The sequence below is a fragment of the Mesorhizobium sp. ESP7-2 genome (assembly GCF_020164715.1).
GTDB lineage: Bacteria > Pseudomonadota > Alphaproteobacteria > Rhizobiales > Rhizobiaceae > Mesorhizobium.
Genome location: NZ_JAIUGQ010000038.1, coordinates 33,522 through 52,155, shown reverse-complemented (window position 1 = coordinate 52,155; position 18,634 = coordinate 33,522). Strand labels below are relative to the sequence as shown.

Below are 18,634 nucleotides of genomic sequence, written 5' to 3'. Positions count from 1 at the left end.
CGAGCGCCGCGCGAACTGGACGCGACCGAAATAGAGGCCCGCTGGTCTTGTCAGCTTCGGCCGAGTCCGAACACCGGCTAGGACGCTTGCGCGCGTCCTTGGCTGGTCTTCGTCGGCAAAATCACCCTAACGGAGCCCGAAGCTGCTTTCGGATGGTTTCGGCGGAGTCTGGAAGCTCTTGGACTCGCGGTCGGTTTGGCGAGCTTTTCGTGCTTGGTCGCCAGTGCTCTTCTAATTCCTTTGCAGCTAATTCCTTTGCAGCCTATGTGCGTCCCGCCCGCCGACCGCTGCCGATGGATTGCTTTCCTGGCGAATCTCATTCGTCATTCCGCCCTCGTGAGGGCTTCGATCGCACCCGTGAGTTCGCCGCATTGCGGCGCGAACTCGGCGGCGTTGGCGAGGTGGGCGGCCGTCTCCTATCCTAGGTGATATTGCGGAGCATGGCTTCGTCGGCCTTTTTCATCGATGCGGCCGTTTCGAGCTTGGTCGCGGCGTTCATCAGTTCGGACGAGGTGGTTGCGAGTGCGAACGTGGTGATCTCTCCGTTGATATTCGAATGTTCGGTCGCTAAGCTCGCCATGGCGGTGAGCGGTGAGCGGTGAGCGGTGAAAGATAGGGGCAAGACCGGCAATGCAGGCGCATATCGCTGACATGCAACTCGCAATAACGTCACAATCCCCGGCCCGTTTTCGGCCCAACGCTAATTCAATCACAGTTGGCTAGAGAGATGATCTCCGCCCCTAACCCGAATGTTGTCCAGCAGGAAGCGTCGACCTTGGCGCAGCTCGTTGAACAGCACGGGCATCACTTGTGGGCACCCGGCAAGCACAAAACCAACGTCTTTTCATTCATTCTTGAAGCGAACGAAATATTGCTTAGCCGCCAGCTCCCCTCATTCGAACTGCCCGATCTAGAAGAAATTCAGGAGGCATGGCGACAGCACGGGAACAGTGTGGCTACCATAAACCGAAAAACGATGGCGCTAAGCAAGCTGTTGCGAGCAGCACATAAAGCAGGCGCAGTCAGCGCGATTCCCGAGTTCCGTCAGTTGGAGGAGCCGCCCGAGCGGATTCGGTTTCTGACCATTCGGGAGGAAAACTCTCTGTTCGGACACATCCGTTCTCTATCAAAGGACTACTATGATCTGTCGATCGTCCTGGTCGATACGGGCGCCAAAATCGGAGAGATAATCGATTTGAGATGGGCGGACATCTCCCACGACGCATCGACCCTTCGTCTGTCCCGTAACAAAGGCCGATACGACCGTACAATTCCGACCACGGCTCGCGTCGCCGCCATCTTGGCGCCGATGCAGCGAACGTCTCAGGAAGGGCCGTTTTGCACGATCGAGCAATACAAATACAGGGCTGTTTGGAACGAGGCGAAGGTCCGGGCGGGACTGGGCAATGATGAAGGCATCGTTCCGTACGTCCTGCGTCATACATGTGCATCGCGCCTCGTCCAAGGGGGCGTGGATTTGCGGCGGGTACAGCTATGGCTCGGCCACCGTACCCTGCAAATGACCATGAAATACGACTACCTGTCGACCAATAACCTGAATATATGTGCCTCCGTTCTCCACGCAATGCGCGGATAGTTCCCCGACGTAGAGCGACGTGTCGGCGTCCGACATGGCCCCCTGGAAACTAGGTGGGGTTCCCAAGACAATGATATCTGGGAAGCGCAGGACGGCCCAAGCCGAACTTGCCAGTTTCATCGCGGCTGCGAGGTTGTGCCTTGCTCAAAGGAGGCAGGAAATGCGTTTTCCCCTTAGGGCAATTCGTTGGCGGCAGGCCGGCGGCAGGCATCCGCGAGGTACTTTCCAATTACCGGTCTATCCACGGCTTGCCTGGTTCTGACTGACGCACGCCTGCCCCTCTCTGGACGACTGCAAGCCGATCGATCTCTGAGAATGGATATGGTGGACGAGGTCGTTGCGGCTGCGCACGACCATCAGATCGCAGACGGGGCACCGTGACACGGGAGCGCCGCGAATCGTGAGAGGGATGGGCACCACTGCAGGCCGCCGTCATGGCATGCAGGACCAGACGATTTTGTGTCGCTCCTCCGCCGGGTCATTAACGCAATCTTACCGCCATCCATCATTTCGTGGCATTTCTGCCACATTTGGTGGGATAGCGCCGCCTCGGCCCGCTTCAAGTTGCGATCGTGGTTGAACGTAGCCGCCTCATGAGTAATGTCGAATTCGAAGGAGCGGCGCGGTGCGCATCTTTTTCGGTAGTGGGGATGGGGCAGGGAACGCTGTCCTTCAGCAAAGAATACCCAGACCCTTTTTTTAACACCCTTTCTGGAGGTCAGAAAATGAACATCAAGAGCCTTCTTCTCGGCTCCGCTGCGGCCCTGATCGCAGTTTCCGGTGCGCGCGCCGCCGACGCCGTCGTCGTCGCCGAGCCGGAGCCCGCTGAATACGTCAAGATTTGCGACGTCTACGGCGCTGGCTACTTCTACATCCCCGGCACCGAAACCTGCCTGCGCATCGGCGGCTATATCCGTTACGACATCGGCGTCGGCGACGTCGGTTCGTTCGACGGTGCGACAAGCGCCGATCACGAGGACGGCGGCAGCAACGACACCTTCTTCAAGCACACTCGCTTCTCACTGAAGACCTGGACCGGCCAGGAAACCGAACTCGGCACGTTGAAGACCTATACCGAGACCCGCTTCAACTTCCAGAACAACAACCGTGACTCGGGCAGGTTCGGAACGCTCAATACAGCTACGAACGGCGGCGGCGGCAACACCGTCTCGCTGAACTTCGCCTGGGTCCAGCTCGGTGGTCTCCGCGTTGGTAAGGACGAGTCGGCCTTCGATACGTTCATCGGCTACGCCGGCAACGTCATCCAGGATACGTTGGTTCCCTATGGCGGTTTCGACACCAACGTCGTGCAGTACTACTTCGACGCTGGCAACGGCTTCTCGGCCGTCGTCTCTCTCGAAGAAGGCTCGGGCTTCGACACGATCGACAGCTACGTTCCGCATGTCGTCGGTGGTGTGAAGTGGACGCAGGGCTGGGGCGCGGTCACTGGCGTCATCGCTTACGACAGCAACTATGAAGAAGTCTCCGGCAAGGTTCGCTTGGACGTCAACGTCTCCAACGCGCTGTCGCTGTTCATCATGGGCGGCTACGGCTCCGACGACAACCTGACGGACGGCACCTGGGCGTTCCCGGCTGGCGGTCGCGGCTTCTATAAGCCGTGGAGCGGCAATTGGGCAGTCTGGGGCGGCGGCACCTACAAGTTCAACGAGAAGACCTCGTTCAACCTCCAGGCGTCGTATGACGAAGGCAAGAACATCGGCATCGCCGCGAACGTTGCCTATGACATCGTTCCCGGCTTCACGGTCACGGCCGAAGTCGACTACTCGCATCTCGGCGACGACTCCGTGTCGAACTGGACGGGTATTACTCCTGGCGATAACGACGCAATCGGCGGCATGCTTCGCTTCCAGCGCTCGTTCTAAAAGGCGCTTCCTTATTGAAATCGAAAACCCGGCGGGCAACCGCCGGGTTTTTTGTGTGCCATGGCTGAGTAAGGCAATGAAGTAATTCCCGGCACGCGCGACGATGGAATGATCGAGGCGAAGCGCTGGAGACATGGATCAAAGAGGCTCGGTCTCAGGCGAAGGCGGTCGGCCGAGAAGACATTGCCGACAGTCGCATCGGAAACATGCTCTCAGCTTCGCCAGTAGACGCCACCGCCGGCGCGGTTGATGTCTTCGGAAGACCGAATGTGCCTGTGCATCAGCAGGTAAAGCCTTTTGAGATGTGGTGGCGTCCTCCAACGACCGATCGTCGGCCCGTTTTCGCGCCGGCCGCCGACCAACGCCACCACGAACTGCTCGGCGAACCGGGCATCATCGGGTCGCGGAAGCGCTGCCAGTCGCGCTTCGAGCTTCGGTATAGCCGCGTCGGCATCCGTGTCCACCCACAGCGCGTACCATGCAGGTTGCTGGCTTGCGGGCGCGGTATCGACCTGCTGACGCGCCAGCGTGGCGAGTTTCTCCGCCGGCAGTCCACCGCTCACCATGATCGATCGGCCATAGCGCAGCGCATCGTGATTGATTGCGCCGTGCTCGACGAACCAATCGTGGATCGGGACCGCCATATCCGCGTGCAGCCAGGGCGCTCGGTAGACCAGATCGTGCAGCATGTCGTGCATCGGTTGGTCGGGAGCGCCATTGGCAAGTTCCCACCGAGTCTCTCCCCAGACCAGGGCAAAGCCGGTCTCCGGATAGGCGCGATAAAGGGGCTCGAACCAATCGGGGAGGCGATTGGGCTGGCAGGCGGCGTAGCGCATCGCGTGCTTTGCGTCCTCTGCCCGCAGGCGCAAGAGGCCGCGACCATCCTCCCCAGCCTCGATCGAAATCCCGACCATGGCGAAGATCAGAGCACATGCGCAAACGCCTATAATGCTTAGCGGAAGCTCGATGGAACCTCATAGGCACGTACCGCGAGAGAGATCGGATTTTCAAATCTGATGCACTGCATTATTCCGCCCCCTAGCAACGAAGAGGCGCGGCAATTGGACGCCCCAGGCATCAAGGGGGAAATATCTATTATACCGACGGTTTGCGTGGAGCAGTCCCTAGGCAACTTTTGGGGTCGGAACAAGAACTGTTCCCAGCGACACGCTAAGGTCGAACGAAGCATGAACGTCATGCGGCCTGACGTAACCGAGCCGGAAGCCTGAGCGACCGGAAGCCTTCAGGCATCTGATGTTCTGCATCCGAGGTGTAGATGCCGGTCAGATTGATGTGTTCCCAGCTCAGCGGAGATACGTGCTTGAGCAGGTGATCCGGAATCTCACGATGCATTTTGCGTAAGTGGGTGACGGCCCGCTCGATATAGACCGTGTTCCAGTGTACGATCGCGCTGACGACGAGATTGAGGCCGGAGGCGCGGAACGCCTGGCTTTCGAACGATCGGTCACGGATTTCACCACGCTCGTGGAAGAAGACAGCGCGCTTCAGCTTATGCGCCGCCTCACCCTTGTTGAGGCCAGCCTGGCAACGCCGCCGCAATGCTGGACTCGAGTACCACTCGATCATGAACAGAGATCGCTCGATCCTACCGAGTTCACGTGAAGCTCTGGCAAGTTGGCTTTCCTTCGGCGACGCCGAGAGCTTCTTCAGGATCGTAGACGGCACGACGGTTCGCGTCGTGATCGACGCCGCCAGATGAAGTAGATCGTCCCAATGGTCGAGAATCAGAGTGGTGTTGATCGGCGCCCCGATGTGGTTGGACAGCGCCGGATATGCATCGCCTTTCTCGAATGTATGCACATGCGCAGCGCTTTGGCGGTATCCGGCCTGCAATCCATGTGCCGCTGCTTCTTGCGGTTGTTGGCTTGCGAGAACAGCCGACCCATCAACCTGATGAACATCGACACTGCATCGTCGGTGAGCTTCTGGCCGCGCTTGATGACCTGCGCGACGATCAAAGCCTGCCGGCGACTCGCATTGAAGTCGTTGGCCAGCCATGCCGGCGTGGCGTTACCCTCACTGATCATCTGGTCCCACCGTCCGGACGATATGCGCATCTGCAGTTTCGAATCGGTTTCCAGCGTGCGCAGGAAGGCAATACGTTCGGTCAGCCCGACCAGGTTTGACGCACCTGGAGCTTCTGGCGCGGATCGCAGCCAATGAAATCGCGTCTGGCCGATCACCGGATCAACCTCCAACAGCCTGTCCAATGATGTAAGCCGATCGGGCGGGATACCTTCGACGAGTTCTTTCTCAGCTCGTCGGCGAGCTATCGCGCGACCGCCGAGGCCAATCTTCTCGATGGAATGCAGCGAGGGAAGGAGCGCGTTTCGTTTCCGGAACTCGGCAATGACTGCTGTCGCGATCGGCAACCCGTGATCGCCATCGGCCGCCGCATCGATTGCAGCCACAAGGGCCGCGCGGCGATCGTCTCTGGAGGCAGTCCTCAGACCGAGGTAAGCCATCAAAGACCGGCTGTGATCGAAACGCGTCTGTACTCGATGTGCATAGAAAGCGTAGAGGCGCGCGTCGATACCGAGCTGATCCGCAAGATAGTTGATCACAGCCGCGGGTGGCTGCTCGTCATCCCACAAGAGCCGTCCCGTTTGGCGGATTGTGCAGAGTTGCACCGCGAAGCCCAGCTTGTTCTGCGGTCGGCGGCGGAGCTCGCATTGCAAACGATCTACCGGGTCCAGTGTAAAGTGACGGATTAGGCCATCCTCGTTCGTCGCTATACCCAGGAGTATCGCCGCTTCCTTGGAGCTGATAAGCTTTCTTCTACCCACTCGCGTTCTCCCTTGGCACACACCGACTTCAAGGGGAAATTGGTCGCCATCAGCCGAATGCTTTCAACCGGTCGGCAGCTTCATCTACAGATCTATCACGCGCGTTCGTGCTTCGTTCGGTCTTAGCGTGTCTGCGGGAACAGTTCTTGTTCCGACCCCACAAAGAACCTGTCGCGGTTTGCGGCGCGGCGCCTGTTCGAACGGCTGCAACAGCTTGAGGCGGTGCGCGAGCTCTCCGGCCGATCCTCGTTCCGGATTTTTGGGCTGTAGCGATGGGCGAAGCGTCCGCCCGTCGCAAGCCGAACGAACAGCCTGTGCTGCTCGACACGGAACTGGACCACCTGCCGCCGGAGCTGCGCTGGCGCGAATGGATGGGCCGCGTCGAAGCTGTAATCTTTGCCGCCAGCGAACCGGTGACACGTAGTGTGCTGGCGCGGGTGTGGGAAAAAACTGCAATCTCGAGCTGATCATTGATGACATCCGCACCGAGCTCGCCGCCCGCCCTTACGAACTGGTCGCGGTCGCCGGCGGCTGGCAGCACCGAACCAAGAAAATTTTTGGCGACGCCATCCGCTCCGCCTTCGGCACGGCGGCGGGCGAGGGGGCAAAAGAACTGTCGCAGTCCGAAGCGCTGGTCTTGATGTGCATTGCCTATTTCCAGCCGATCACGCGTGGCGAGCTGTCGAGCTTTTTCGGCAAGGAGGTGTCGCGCGACCTGATCGGCGTGTTGCGCGCGCAGGAGCTGATCGCGTCGGGTCCACGCTCGCCGCAGCCCGGCGCGCCCTACACCTATGTGACAACCAAAACCTTCCTATCGCAGTTCGGGCTTGACACGCTGCGCCAGCTGCCGGATTTCGAGGCGCTCGAGGACGCAGGGCTGCTGTCGAAAGAAAAGCTGCTGGCGGGAGATATTCCGACCGGATCGGGGAGCGGGGAGAGCGACGGGGAAGAGGAAGCGCCAAGGACAGAGGTCGTTGAAGATGAAATGCCTCCAGCGGTCGTCTCTGGATCTCGTCCTCGGCGATAGGTCCCGATCTACCACCAAGATGATTGATCTTGCGGCAGGCGAAACACAGCGATGACGTTTGATCTGACAAAATTGGGCTGGAAAGCCTTTCAGGATCTCGCCACTGCAGTCGCGGCGGAGACTCTGAAACGCCCGGTGCAGACCTTCCTCGGGTCGAACGATGGAGGTCGAGACGGAGCGTTTCTTGGGACTTGGGCCGGTGACGACGGTCGGCCGATCAAGTCGACACTCCAGTGCAAGTACACGGGGAAGCCGGGCGCCAACCTGACGTTGGCCAACCTCAAGAGCGAGCTGGCGAAGGCAGTGCTGCTGGCTCAGAACGGGCTCGCTGAGGATTACGTGATCCTTACCAATGCAGGCGTCTCGGGTGAGGCGGACAGGGATATTTGCGCAGCCTTCAGGGCGGCTGGCGTCAAGCGGTGCCAGGTGTTTGGCGGTTCGTGGATCCAGCAACAGCTCGACCAGAGTGCCCGTCTGCGCATGCTGGTGCCCCGCATCTACGGGATCGGCGACCTCTCGCACATCATCACCGACAATGCCTACAAGCAGGCCAAGGCGATCCTCGAAAATATGGGATCCGATCTCAGCTGCTTCGTGCCGACCGACGCCTATCGACAGGCGATCAAGGCGCTCCAAGAGCATCGCTTCGTAATCTTGCTGGGTGATCCGGCCTCGGGAAAGTCGACGATCGCGGCGATCCTGGCGCTGGGCGCACTCGACGACGGCTGTATCGGCGCCGTGAAGATCAACGCGCCAGACCAGTTGCACTTTTGGCATCCTGGAGAGCAACAGTTGCTATGGGTTGACGACGCCTTCGGGTCCAATCATTTCGACATAGACCGGATGAGCCGGTGGAATGCCGAACTTGGCACGATGCGTGCGGCGATCGAGGGCGGCGCTCGCATCATTTTTACATCCCGCAACTACATCTGGGGAGCGGCCCGACCTCACCTAAAGCAGAGCGCGTTCCCCTTGTTCAAGGAGAGCCAGGTCGTCGTGAATGTCCAAGAGCTGACTGATAATGAGCGCGCGCAGATGCTTTATAATCATGTCCGCCGGGTCCAGCCCCAGGCAATGCGCCAGCGGCTGAAGCCGTTTATGCCCGCTGTCGCTGCCAACAAAGCATTTCTGCCAGAAACCGCACGACGGCTCGGGGATCCGCTGTTCACCAGCAAGCTGAAGCTGAGCGCGGGCCGGATGAAGGAGCTTGTCGAGCAGCCGCTCGAGTTTCTGACCGAAGTGCTCGAACAGCTCGATGCGCCATCGCTTGGCGCGATCGCAATGATTTTCCTCAATTCTGAAAGCGGCGTGCCGTCGCCGATCGGGCAGCACCCGGCGCTCGAAATGGTCACGCGGCTCTTGGGCTTGCAGCCGGCAGCTGTCGCCATGGCAATGGAGCATTTGAATGACAGCCTCACGCGGCGCCTTTCTGCTGAGGACGGTGATCGATGGGTGTTCCGACATCCGACCGTGACTGATGCATTCGCCGAGATAGTTGCCCGCTCCCCCGAACTGATCGAGCTTTATGTGCATGGCGCCAAGGTCAATCGGCTAATGCGCGAGGTGGTATGCGCACCGTTGACTGCTGAACACGCCCATGTCCGCGTCCCGGCCTCGCTGTTTGCAGTGCTCATAGAGCGATTTCAGGATCATCCGCTCGACGAGAGTTTCAAATCATTCCTCGGAGCCCGTGCCGGTGACGGCTTTCTCGGCAAGATCGTCGCTGCGCGGCCAGACATTCTCGAATGGGCGGCAACGGCGAACACCAGCTACCTTTCGTTCGGCAGTCTGCTTCTCCTGGCGGCCCTCAACTCTTACGGTCTCCTGCCGGAAGCAGCCCGCGAAAGGATCGTCGAGCGCATGGACGATGACACGATCACCTGGATGCGGACCGATGTGTTTGCGAACAAAATGTACCAGCAGATATTCACTCACGACGAGTTTGACGATCTTGCTGCGCGCTTCCGCAAAAACTGGCTGAATGATTTCGGTAACCTGTTGGATCATCTGCGCGGGAGTTTCTCCTCGGACAACGAGCTCAGCCTATATACGGACTTCAAAGACAGCATGGAAAAGGCCGAAACTTTCTTTTTCCCGGATGGGCGGACGGAGCCGCTCGAGACCTTCTATGCCGACATCAGCGCCCATATCAGCACGCTCGAGGAGGACAGGCTCTCTCCCGAGCCTTCCGAATGGTCAGCGCAGGCGGCTACGTCGGCAAGTATCTCCGTGACCTCGGCTGCTGCAGACAGCGGTACGATCTTCGACGATGTCGATGATTAGCAGGCAGAGCCGACCCCCTTTGCTTGAATGGCTGCTTTGGTGCCGAGGAGACAGGCGCCTGTTGCGCGCTGCCTGCGGCAAGATGCCAGGAGGCACGTGCCTCAGCCCGGCTTAGCCGCACGCGCGGGACGCCCGTCTTGACAAAGGACTCGAACGGCGCACACCCAAGATCTCAAAGGAGCAGACGACGAAGCTCCAGGACCAAGCTGGTGAGATCGCCCGCGTAGCTCGCAACCATCGCCGGCAAAAATGTTTCTCTTCTGACGCGACTGAAATCCATGGGATGTCCCGCGCGCTCGCCGAGCATCGCCATGAATGTCAGTTGCGAACGGCCATTGCCTTCCCGGAAAGGATGGATCGCATTCAGTTCGCCCAGGAAATGGGCCGCCTGGGCCACGAAAGCCTCAGCGGTCTCCGCTCCGATCACCGACGGAAGCGCATTGAAAAGCCGCTTCATCTCGCCGTCGATATACTCCGGAAAGCAGAACGGATTGCCAGCCTTCGCAGTTCGCACCGTGCGGTACTTGCCAGCCCAGCTGTAGACATCCTGGAACAGGTGGTAATGGACGCGGCGGTAGTGGCTCGGGTCATAAAGACCGCGCGGTAGCGGTTCGCCAGCGCGCAGCGTTGTCATTTCAAGCTCAAAGGCCTCGAGCAATGCGGGATCGCGCAAGCCAAGCTTGTTCTTTAGGGTCGTGGTACCTTTATAGGCATAGGGATCGTCGAAGGCGTCATAACCGACCGACATCACCCGCGTGACTTGGCGTCCAGATAAGCGCGGATGATCTCGGCCCGCTGATCGTCAGGCGAAAGCTTGCGCTTCTTTAAATCCGCGAGACGCTTACGGCTGGCTGCGCTCAAGTTGATACCTTCCACAGCTGTGATCGCCGCGAATGTGCGCTGTCCGAGGATATGACTTGGCGCGCTAGGCGTCAGGCCCTTGGTGGATTTCTTCATGCTTCCTCTGTCATCGAGGGCGACACTGACCAACTAGCGGTCGAGCAGCTTACGCGCCTGTGAAATGCGGTCCTTGAGCCCGGCCTGAAAGCTTGGGTCACGTCTGCGGGTCTCAATATGAGTGGTTATCGCCGCCCGAATAATATCGGACACGGGCCGATTTTCAACGCTGGCGACCATCTCCAGGGCCTGAGCCTGCTCTTCGGAGAGGCGAACAGTCATCGCTTTAGCTTGTTTCATGGCGCTGTTTTGCACCAAAACAAGTCTCTTGTCAACCACCATGGTATCGTGGTATCACGGTATCAAATCACGGAGGTGACGATGAGTGAAATTCAGAATGACGAGCACGGCCGCCCTGACCGTCCCAAGATGTTCGAGATCAAGATAGATCGCATGAACTACAAGGTCTCCGAGGCGGTTCTGACCGGAGCGCAGTTGCGGCAGTTGCCTGAGCCCAACATTGGGCCGGATCGCGATCTCTTCGAGGTTGTGCCTGGCGGATCCGACGTAAAGATCGAGGCTGACGCGAAGGTCGAGATGCGCAATGGTCTGCGCTTTTTCACGGCGCCGGCGCAGATCAATCCTGGCCGTGGATGAGGGAAGGCGATTTCGCGGTTTTGACCTCGACATTGGAAAGTGTCGACAAGCAGTCAATAGCGAAACAAGCCAGCCTGACGCGCCTGCATATGAGCATTGCCCATGAGAATGACCTGATTGCAACCCTTTCGCAGGCCGCTGCAATGCGCCAAGAGTCTGTGGCTAGGGAGGTCGATAGCAAGATCAATCTTTATGATGCCCAAGCGGAGCTGGAGAAATCTCAGTCACAACTGGCTTCCGACACCGGTCAGCTGGCCGAGACGCAGGCGGAACTCGACCAAACGTTCAGCGACAAGCGCAAGGCGGTGGAACAATTCCTAGCCGATTATGCCGGCAAACTGGCCGATGCAGAAAAGCACGGCGATGATGAGACCCAGGCCGTGAACAAAGCCGAAGCACATTTGGCGCACGCAAAGCTTACTGCGCCAGTCGAGGGCGTCGTTCAGGATCTCGCCGCCACCACAATCGGCCAAGTCTTTACCACTGGCCAGCAGATCATGACCATTGCCCCCGCGAAACCTCGCCTCCAGGTGGAGGCTCTGGTTCCCAACACCGACATCGGATTCCTGAAACTTGGCCAGGGCGCTGTCATCAAGGTTGATGCATTCCCGTTTACCCGCTTCGGCACCGTGCGCGGTCATATTGTCCGGATCGCAGCGGGAGCCGTTGAAGAACAGGAAGCCAAGCGCCAGTTGGCCGACGCAGTCGCGGCCGCCAATGAGGCCACAGCTTCCGGCAGCGTGTCGCCCGGAGCGGCCCCAAACTTTGTGTTCCCCATCACCATAGCACTCGATCAGAACAGCATTGCCGTCGATGGCGCCGACATCCCGCTCGCCTCCGGTATGAGCGTGGTTGCCGAAATTCGCACCGGCAAGCGCCGCATCATCGATTACTTGGTCTCGCCTTTGGCTAAAATTTCCAGCGAGGCGTTCAAGGAGAGATGATGGCGCGCGGCGCAAGCGTCTCCAACACCGTGCAAATGCCAAACACCAGGTCCAGTCATCCGATAAACGCGAGCCTGCGAAAATACTGACAGTACGTTCTGCAGTAATCCCTCAACATCAGCCGGAAAGTGCTATTCCCATGAGGTCTAACAAATTTGCTGTTCTCCTGCCCTTGGCTAGCCTTCTAAATCTCAGCATTGTACCTCTTGCGAATGCGGACCCGTGTCCGTGGCGATTGCGTTTCTATTTCGGGCAAGACAGTACCGGCAGTGCAATGGCCCATAGCGGCCAAAAATGCGCATTCCCCGTCTACGCCCATGGCACCAGCAGCAACTCAAGCCTCAAAATCATTTCCGCTCCTCAACACGGCGTCGCTGCCGCCATGAGCCGATCAAGCTTCACTTATCAATCCCAAAGCGGTTACAAGGGTGCCGACACCTTTGTTTTCGTCGTTACAGGCAAAAGCGCCGAACGCTCAGGTACCTCGAAAATCACCATGAACATCAAAGTTGACTGAGCAGTGGCCGGTTTGGTCCTTGATTGCGCCGTCACGTGATTCATGCGCGTCTTTGCTTGGCCCGCTCGTTTTGACTCAACTCTTCCAGAACATGGCTTCCAGATCAGCTATCCTGCCAAGGTTGCACCCAGTCGCTTGGAAATCGAAACAATCCAGGCTCGTAGCTCCGGACCAAATGGCTTCTCCAGCATCGCGCGGTCCCAGGCGAGGAAATAGGCCTCCGGCAGCCTGATGCGCTTGTCGAACGGGGCGACGAGCCTGCCCGAGGCGATGTCGTCGGCAGCCATCGACAGTTGCGCCAGCACGAAGCCCCTGCCGTTGGCCGCGGCATCGATCGCCGCGCTCGACAGGGAAAAGGCGACTTCGCCCGATGTCCTGCGGTAGACTGCGCCGATACTTGCCGCCCATTCCGCCCATGACGGCGGTGAGCGATGGTCGCGGGCCCATTCGATGCTGAGAAGCGGCAGATCGAGAATGTCGGCGGGCTTGCGGACCGGATGTTTGGCCAGCAGCGAGGGCGAGCATGCCGGCACCACCCAATCGGTGAACAGCTCGGTGTAGTGCTCGAAATCACGATATTTGGCGCCGTAGGAAATGCGGAAGTCGACCTGTTCGGCGCCCAGCCGGGGTTCTGTCTCGGCGCCCACCAGCCGCACGGTGGCGCCGGGGTGACCGATCTGCCAATCCAGGAGCTGCGGACCAATCCATTTGCTGGCCAGCGATGGCAGGCAGGAGATTGTCAGCGTGTCTGCCGATCGCGCCCGTTCGATGACGTCTTGGGCTTCGCGAATTTGATCGAACCCGAGGGAAACCGCCGCGTGATAGACACGCCCCAGAGCTGTAAGGGCGACGCTCCTGCCGCGCCGTTCCAATAGCCTGGCCTCCAGGGCACCTTCCGCCTTGCGGATCTGCTGGCTGACCGCGCCGACAGAGACGCCGAGCTCGGTCGCGGCGGCCGTCATACTGCCACGCCTGCCGAAGGCCTCGAAGGCCTGTATCGCACGCAGGGGGGGCGGTTTCTTCACCGGGGCGACGATCCTGGAGTCAGCTTGATTTAGTTTTTCTAAAATAGAACGCAGATGCAAGCCCTATGTCATCCCATGCCCGCAAGATATTCGTTTGGGCGTTCACAAGCTGGGGAGGACGCCATGTTTCTTCGAAACTGCTGGTACGTTGCGGCATGGGACCATGAGGTCGCCGACCGGCTGGTGCCGACCCGGATCCTTGGCGAGGACATTGTTCTCTACCGGCGCACCGATGGTGTGGTGGCGGCGCTTGAGGATGCGTGTCCGCATCGCAAGCTGCCGCTGTCCATGGGCCGCATCAAGGGCGACACGGTCGAATGCGGCTACCACGGTCTGACCTTTGACAGCACGGGAACCTGCACGCGAGTGCCGGGCGCGGAAAAGATACCGCATGTCGCATGCGTCCGGTCCTATCCGATCGCGGAGCGCTACGGGCTGCTCTGGGTCTGGATGGGCGAGGCGGCAAAGGCCGATCCCGCGCGGATTTTCGCGGTCGACCACTGGGGCGATCCGGCATGGGGTGTCAATCGCGGCGAGTCGATGGCGCTGGATTGCAACTATCTCTACATGACCGACAACCTGCTCGATCCATCACATGTGTCGTGGGTCCATCAATCTTCCTTCGGCGGTGTCCAGGCCATGGAAGATGCGGCGCTCGAAACCACCGTCGGCGAGGACGGCGTGACCGTATGGCGCTGGGTGATCGATGCCGCGCCGGCGCCCTTCTATGCGCCCTTCCTCAAATTCTCCGGCAATTGCGACCGCAAGCAGCACTACGAAGTGCGTTACCCCTCCAACGCGATCATCAAAGCGATTTTCGTGCCGGCCCGCACCGGGGGCGAGGGCAAGCCGCTGCACGAGGACGTGTTCCTCATGGACAGCTACAACTTCATGACGCCGGTCGATGAGAACCAGACGAAATATTACTGGTTCCAGATGCGCAATTTCGCTCCCGACGATCTGGAGGTGTCGCGCCAGTTCGCCACCTCCGTGCGCGGCGCTTTCGACGAGGACCGCACCGTGCTCAACGCGGTGCACAAGGGTATGGCCAAGAAGCGCACGCCCAATCTTGATCTCAAGATCGATGTCGGGCCGCTGCGTTTTCGCCGCAACCTGGCCAAGCTGATCGCCAGCGAAAGCCAGCAATTGGCGGCCGCCGAATGAACGTATTCACCGCTCGCGACACCATCGCAAGAAGCGGATTTCGCGACCTGAGGGTGGTTGCGAAGGTGCGCGAAAGCGCCATCATCACGTCGTTCCACATGGAGCCGGTCAATCCATGGGATTGGCGCGATTTCGAGCCGGGCCAGTTCCTGGTGTTCAAGATACCCGTGCCGCAGGCGGCGGGTGAAAATGGATATGTGCTGCGCAACTACAGCGTCTCCTGTTCTCCAGCCAGCAAGGGTCGCTACCGGATCAGCGTGAAACGGGAAGCAGCAGCAACGCCTGGCCTGCCTGACGGGATAAGCTCTTGCTATCTGCATGACCGGATCGACGTCGGCCACATACTCCAGGCTGAAGGGCCGCGCGGCGACTTCGTGCTCGACAATGCGAGCAGCCGTGCGGTCGTGCTGCTCAGCGGCGGCGTCGGGCTGACGCCGATGGTGTCGATGCTGCATGCGCTGGCTTCGATGCCGGACCGTCGTGCCCTCTTCGTTCACGCTTGCGAGAATGGCGATGTGCACGCCTTGCGCGACGAGGTGAACGGCCTTGTCGCGACACGGCCAGGCCTGGCCGCGCACTACTGCTACCGATCCCCGTCCGCACGCGACAAGGCCGAGCAACACTTCCACAGCGAAGGTATGATTTCGCGGACCGTGCTGCAGCGCCTGTTGCCGATAGACGATTACGATTTCTACCTCTGTGGTCCGCCGCCATTCATGCAGGCGATCTACGCCATGCTGCGCGAGCTTGGCGTGCCGAAGCACCGCATCGCCCACGAATTCTTCGGCCCGGCGACGGTGCTTGAGCCTGATGCCGTGCGACCCCCTGCGGTTCTTGCGCAGCCGGCAAGGATCGCGCCGACAGGCGAGACGACAACCGTGGAGTTCCGAAAATCGGGACTCAAGGCCATCTGGGATGGCTCCGCCGCATCGCTGCTCGACTTTGCCGAGGATCAGGGTCTGGAACCGGAGTTCAGCTGCCGGTCCGGTATCTGCGGCACATGCAAGTCGCGCCTGGTTTCGGGTGACGTCGTCTATTTCGAAGAACCGCTGGACGAGCTGCGAGCAGGCGAAGTGCTGCTGTGTTGCTCCAGGCCCAGCGGATCAGTCGTCCTGGATATTTGACAGGATCGTGGTGCCGCTTGGGCGGAAGAACGGAAGTCGAGATTTGGAACAGTCGGTCAAACCAGCGTCGAGCCTGCCGCTCAATCCGCATATCGCCGCGTTGCCGCCCTACAATGCCGGCATGAACATCGCGATGGCGCGGGCGCTGAGTGGCCGCCACGAAATTGCCCGGCTGGCCAGCAATGAGAACCCGGACGGCTGCTCTCCCGCCGTCATGGCCGCATTGGCCTCCTCGTCCTTCGAACCTTGGCGCTACGCCGATCCGGCCTGCACGGCGCTGCGGGGAGTGCTCGGCGAAAGACTGGCGCTTGATCCCGACCTGATCGTTGCCGGCAACGGCTCCGAGGAGATGATCGCCGCTATCTCGCGCGCCGTCCTGGTGCCGGGGGCCTCGGTGGTCACGACGGTGCCGAGCTTCGGCCTGCATGAGATAGAGCCGTTGGCGGTAGGGGCCGATGTCGTCAAGATTGCGATGACACCCGAAATGGGCTTCGACCTTGCCGCGCTGGAAACGGCGATCGCTGCCGGCCCGCGGATCGTTTTCATATCCTCGCCATGGAATCCGGTCGGGCAGGGTCTGGACCATTCCAGCCTGCAACGGCTGATCGGCGCTGTGCAGCCAGGCACGCTTCTTGTCCTCGACGAGGCCTATTTCGAGTTTGCCGATGCCGGTGCGCCGGACGGCATCGAGGTCCTGCGCGATAGCGGCATCGATCATGTGGTGCTGCGAACGTTTTCGAAGGCCTATGGGCTGGCGGGGTTGCGCGTTGGCTATGCCGTCTGTTCGAGCCCCGAACTGGCGCGAGTGATCGCCGCTGCCAAGACGCCGTTCAACGTCAATGCGGCGGCGCAGACCGCAGCCATAGCCGCACTCGCCGACCAAAGCTGGATGAAGGCCTCGGCGGGCCGCGTCAGGGCCGAGCGCTCGCGCACAGCCGCCGCGCTTGCCGACCTAGGTTTCCGGGTTGCGCCGTCGCAGACAAACTTCCTGTTCTTCGACTGCAAGGGCGATAGTTCGAGCCTTGCCGCCGGTCTCCTGAAGCAGGGGATCATCGTCAAGGCGTGGCGCGAAGCCGGCTACGAGCACTATTTGCGCGCCACCATCGGGCTACCGGCTGACAACGACCGGCTGATCGCAGCCCTCCAGGAATTGGTGGCGAGATGAGCGGCCTCGCGTCTCCAAGGCAAACGAACTCGACCGACCAGGCGGTGCCGCTGTCGGTTGTCGACGCGATCCGCGATGTCGTCGGTGCGGCGAATGTGCGTACCGGGGAGGATGCCGTGGCGATCGACCTTGGCTCGAATGGTGCGGATTGTGGCGCCGGCATCGTCGTTGCGCCTTTATCGACCGGTGAAGTTGCGGCGGTGGTGCGCATCTGCCACCAGAGCGAGATCCCGATCGTGCCGCAAGGTGGAAAGACCGGCCTGGTCGGCGGCAGCGTTTCGCGGCCAGGCGAGATCGTCCTTTCGATGATGCGCATGAACCGCGTCGAGCGGCTTGATCCTGTCGAACGCGTGGCCGTCGTCGGCGCCGGCGTTACTCTCGAAGCGCTGCAAGCGGCGGCGCGCGAACACCGGCTGGAGCCGGGCATCGATCTCGCCGCGCGCGGCTCGGCGACAATCGGCGGCATGGTGTCCACCAATGCCGGCGGCGTGATGGCTTTTCGCAACGGCGTCATGCGCCACCGCGTGCTTGGCCTCGAGGCCGTGCTGGCCGACGGATCGGTCTATTCCGATCTGACCCGGGTGGTGAAGAATACCGCCGGCTATGATCTGAAACATCTCTTCATCGGTGCCGAGGGCACGCTCGGCATCGTCACCCGCGTGGTCGTCAAGCTCGACCCGTCGCCGCGAGCCACCACCACCGCGCTTTTCGGGCTGCCATCGGTCGAGGCCGCTCTGCGGACCATTCGCCTCGCGCTTGAATCGGATGATGGGCATCTGCGCGCGGCGGAGGCGATGTGGACCTCGTATTTCAACCTGGCCGCCGCCGCGCATGAATGGTCCGAACCAGGCGTGCCGCTCGACCAGCCGCTGTACTTGCTGCTGTCGCTTGGGGGCGCGCGTGAAGAGGCGCTTCGCGAGGATTTCGAGCGGATTTATTCGGAACTAATGGAGCGCTATCCCGACGCGACCGGCATCATCGCCGGCTCGCGTCGGCAAGAGGACGATTTGTGGCGGCTGCGCGAGGATACCAGCGTGCTCTACCGTGCCCATCCCCATGCGCCTTCGTTCGACGTGTCGGTGCCTCTGTCGGAAATTCCGGCCTACCTCGACAGGATTCTGCCTGGGCTCGCTGCGATCGAACCGGATCTCGCGCCCTATGTCTTCGGACATCTGGCCGACGGGAATCTGCACATCATCTTGAACCGAAACGGCCCGCTTGGCCTTGACATGGCAGAGGCTGTCGAGGGCGTCCTGTATCAACAGCTGCGGGAAATTGGCGGTTCCTTTTCCGCCGAGCACGGTGTTGGGTCGAAACGCATCCATTCGCTGCTGGCGACTGCGGACCCGACGAAGCTCGCCGTGATGGAGCGGGTGAAACGAGTGCTGGACGATCAGTCGGTCATGAACCCCGATAAGGTGCTTCCCTGCGACGCCTGGTTCGTCCGGTCCTCCAGGCCGTCTCATTCCGGCAGCGAGCGCCGATTGCCCTTCAAGAACGTGAGCGACCTCACCGATGAGTAACCCCATGCCGGAACCACAGGG

The 18,634-nt window shown here is 60.5% G+C and carries 16 protein-coding genes and 3 pseudogenes; 12 read left to right on the top strand and 7 right to left on the bottom strand.

The window, feature by feature from the left end:
• Positions 1-421: 421 nt before the first annotated feature.
• The gene (locus LB543_RS26995; RefSeq protein WP_224616318.1) at positions 422-631 is read right to left on the bottom strand and encodes a hypothetical protein; all 210 of its coding nucleotides are present in this window, start codon (positions 629-631) and stop codon (positions 422-424) included.
• A gap of 144 nt (positions 632-775) precedes the next feature.
• Here LB543_RS26995 and LB543_RS26990 point away from each other — a divergent pair, with 144 nt between their 5' ends.
• Positions 776-1,597 carry a tyrosine-type recombinase/integrase gene (locus tag LB543_RS26990; protein ID WP_224616317.1) on the top strand — a complete coding sequence of 274 codons (822 nt, stop codon included), beginning with the start codon at positions 776-778 and terminating at the stop codon, positions 1,595-1,597.
• Positions 1,598-2,322: 725 nt separating this feature from the next.
• Positions 2,323-3,480 carry a porin gene (locus LB543_RS26980; RefSeq protein WP_224616332.1) on the top strand — a complete coding sequence of 386 codons (1,158 nt, stop codon included), beginning with the start codon at positions 2,323-2,325 and terminating at the stop codon, positions 3,478-3,480.
• A 212-nt stretch (positions 3,481-3,692) separates the two neighbouring features.
• On the opposite strand, the gene LB543_RS26975 is transcribed toward LB543_RS26980, so the two are convergent.
• Entirely contained in the window at positions 3,693-4,394 is a 702-nt protein-coding gene (locus LB543_RS26975) for a hypothetical protein (protein ID WP_224616316.1), read from the bottom strand.
• Between the two features lie 280 nt (positions 4,395-4,674).
• Positions 4,675-6,287, bottom strand: a pseudogene (locus LB543_RS34095) (Tn3 family transposase).
• Positions 6,288-6,437: 150 nt separating this feature from the next.
• Between LB543_RS34095 and LB543_RS26960 the strand changes: the two are divergent.
• The 3 genes and pseudogenes from LB543_RS26960 to LB543_RS26950 all read left to right on the top strand — a co-directional run.
• Positions 6,438-6,557 (top strand): annotated as a pseudogene (locus tag LB543_RS26960) (DUF1403 family protein); the annotation flags it as partial.
• Between the two features lie 2 nt (positions 6,558-6,559).
• Positions 6,560-7,314: pseudogene (gene scpB / locus LB543_RS26955) on the top strand (SMC-Scp complex subunit ScpB).
• A 51-nt stretch (positions 7,315-7,365) separates the two neighbouring features.
• A complete protein-coding gene (locus LB543_RS26950) occupies positions 7,366-9,597 on the top strand; it encodes a zeta toxin family protein (RefSeq protein WP_224616314.1) in 2,232 nt (743 codons plus the stop codon).
• Between the two features lie 172 nt (positions 9,598-9,769).
• Here LB543_RS26950 and LB543_RS26945 read toward each other — a convergent pair whose 3' ends face one another.
• From LB543_RS26945 to LB543_RS26935, 3 genes are read right to left on the bottom strand one after another with little or no spacing between them, the layout of a single operon-like run.
• On the bottom strand, positions 9,770-10,345 hold the full coding sequence (locus LB543_RS26945; RefSeq protein ID WP_224616313.1) for a Fic/DOC family protein: 576 nt from the start codon (positions 10,343-10,345) through the stop codon (positions 9,770-9,772).
• On the bottom strand, positions 10,345-10,554 hold the full coding sequence (locus LB543_RS26940) for a hypothetical protein (RefSeq protein ID WP_224570124.1): 210 nt from the start codon (positions 10,552-10,554) through the stop codon (positions 10,345-10,347). Before LB543_RS26940 ends, LB543_RS26945 begins: the two co-directional genes overlap by 1 nt.
• 33 nt (positions 10,555-10,587) lie before the next feature.
• Positions 10,588-10,836 carry a DUF6290 family protein gene (locus LB543_RS26935; protein WP_224616312.1) on the bottom strand — a complete coding sequence of 83 codons (249 nt, stop codon included), beginning with the start codon at positions 10,834-10,836 and terminating at the stop codon, positions 10,588-10,590.
• 39 nt (positions 10,837-10,875) lie between these two features.
• Here LB543_RS26935 and LB543_RS26930 point away from each other — a divergent pair, with 39 nt between their 5' ends.
• From LB543_RS26930 to LB543_RS26920, 3 genes are all read left to right on the top strand, one after another.
• Positions 10,876-11,151: a multiubiquitin domain-containing protein gene (locus tag LB543_RS26930; protein WP_224616311.1), complete on the top strand. Its 276-nt coding sequence runs from the start codon at positions 10,876-10,878 to the stop codon at positions 11,149-11,151.
• A 20-nt stretch (positions 11,152-11,171) separates the two neighbouring features.
• Positions 11,172-12,095, top strand: coding sequence for an HlyD family type I secretion periplasmic adaptor subunit (locus LB543_RS26925; protein WP_263498847.1), 924 nt, complete (start codon positions 11,172-11,174; stop codon positions 12,093-12,095).
• Between the two features lie 235 nt (positions 12,096-12,330).
• Complete coding sequence (locus LB543_RS26920) at positions 12,331-12,612, top strand: Ig-like domain-containing protein (protein ID WP_224616309.1); 282 nt, start codon at positions 12,331-12,333, stop codon at positions 12,610-12,612.
• 107 nt (positions 12,613-12,719) lie between these two features.
• Here the strand turns inward: LB543_RS26920 and LB543_RS26915 are convergent, their stop codons facing one another.
• A complete protein-coding gene (locus LB543_RS26915; protein ID WP_224616308.1) occupies positions 12,720-13,637 on the bottom strand; it encodes a LysR substrate-binding domain-containing protein in 918 nt (305 codons plus the stop codon).
• A 123-nt stretch (positions 13,638-13,760) separates the two neighbouring features.
• Here LB543_RS26915 and LB543_RS26910 point away from each other — a divergent pair, with 123 nt between their 5' ends.
• From LB543_RS26910 to LB543_RS26895, 4 genes are read left to right on the top strand one after another with little or no spacing between them, the layout of a single operon-like run.
• Positions 13,761-14,801, top strand: a complete 1,041-nt coding sequence (locus LB543_RS26910; protein ID WP_224616307.1) for an aromatic ring-hydroxylating dioxygenase subunit alpha — start codon at positions 13,761-13,763, stop codon at positions 14,799-14,801.
• Positions 14,798-15,925: a 2Fe-2S iron-sulfur cluster-binding protein gene (locus LB543_RS26905; RefSeq protein ID WP_224616306.1), complete on the top strand. Its 1,128-nt coding sequence runs from the start codon at positions 14,798-14,800 to the stop codon at positions 15,923-15,925. The genes LB543_RS26910 and LB543_RS26905 overlap by 4 nt, the downstream gene beginning before the upstream one ends.
• Before the next feature lie 43 nt (positions 15,926-15,968).
• Positions 15,969-17,090: a histidinol-phosphate transaminase gene (hisC, locus tag LB543_RS26900; protein WP_224616305.1), complete on the top strand. Its 1,122-nt coding sequence runs from the start codon at positions 15,969-15,971 to the stop codon at positions 17,088-17,090.
• On the top strand, positions 17,087-18,613 hold the full coding sequence (locus LB543_RS26895) for an FAD-binding oxidoreductase (protein ID WP_224616304.1): 1,527 nt from the start codon (positions 17,087-17,089) through the stop codon (positions 18,611-18,613). The genes hisC and LB543_RS26895 overlap by 4 nt, the downstream gene beginning before the upstream one ends.
• Positions 18,614-18,634 lie beyond the last annotated feature (21 nt).

Excerpts from the sequence above, each read along its gene's own strand:
- LB543_RS26980 (WP_224616332.1), top strand. The coding sequence starts at position 2,323 with ATGAACATCAAGAGCCTTCTTCTCGGCTCCGCTGCGGCCCTGATCGCA.
- LB543_RS26975 (WP_224616316.1), bottom strand. The coding sequence starts at position 4,394 with ATGGTCGGGATTTCGATCGAGGCTGGGGAGGATGGTCGCGGCCTCTTG.
- LB543_RS26950 (WP_224616314.1), top strand. The coding sequence starts at position 7,366 with ATGACGTTTGATCTGACAAAATTGGGCTGGAAAGCCTTTCAGGATCTC.
- LB543_RS26945 (WP_224616313.1), bottom strand. The coding sequence starts at position 10,345 with ATGTCGGTCGGTTATGACGCCTTCGACGATCCCTATGCCTATAAAGGT.
- LB543_RS26940 (WP_224570124.1), bottom strand. The coding sequence starts at position 10,554 with ATGAAGAAATCCACCAAGGGCCTGACGCCTAGCGCGCCAAGTCATATC.
- LB543_RS26935 (WP_224616312.1), bottom strand. The coding sequence starts at position 10,836 with ATGGTGGTTGACAAGAGACTTGTTTTGGTGCAAAACAGCGCCATGAAA.
- LB543_RS26930 (WP_224616311.1), top strand. The coding sequence starts at position 10,876 with ATGAGTGAAATTCAGAATGACGAGCACGGCCGCCCTGACCGTCCCAAG.
- LB543_RS26910 (WP_224616307.1), top strand. The coding sequence starts at position 13,761 with ATGTTTCTTCGAAACTGCTGGTACGTTGCGGCATGGGACCATGAGGTC.
- LB543_RS26905 (WP_224616306.1), top strand. The coding sequence starts at position 14,798 with ATGAACGTATTCACCGCTCGCGACACCATCGCAAGAAGCGGATTTCGC.
- LB543_RS26895 (WP_224616304.1), top strand. The coding sequence starts at position 17,087 with ATGAGCGGCCTCGCGTCTCCAAGGCAAACGAACTCGACCGACCAGGCG.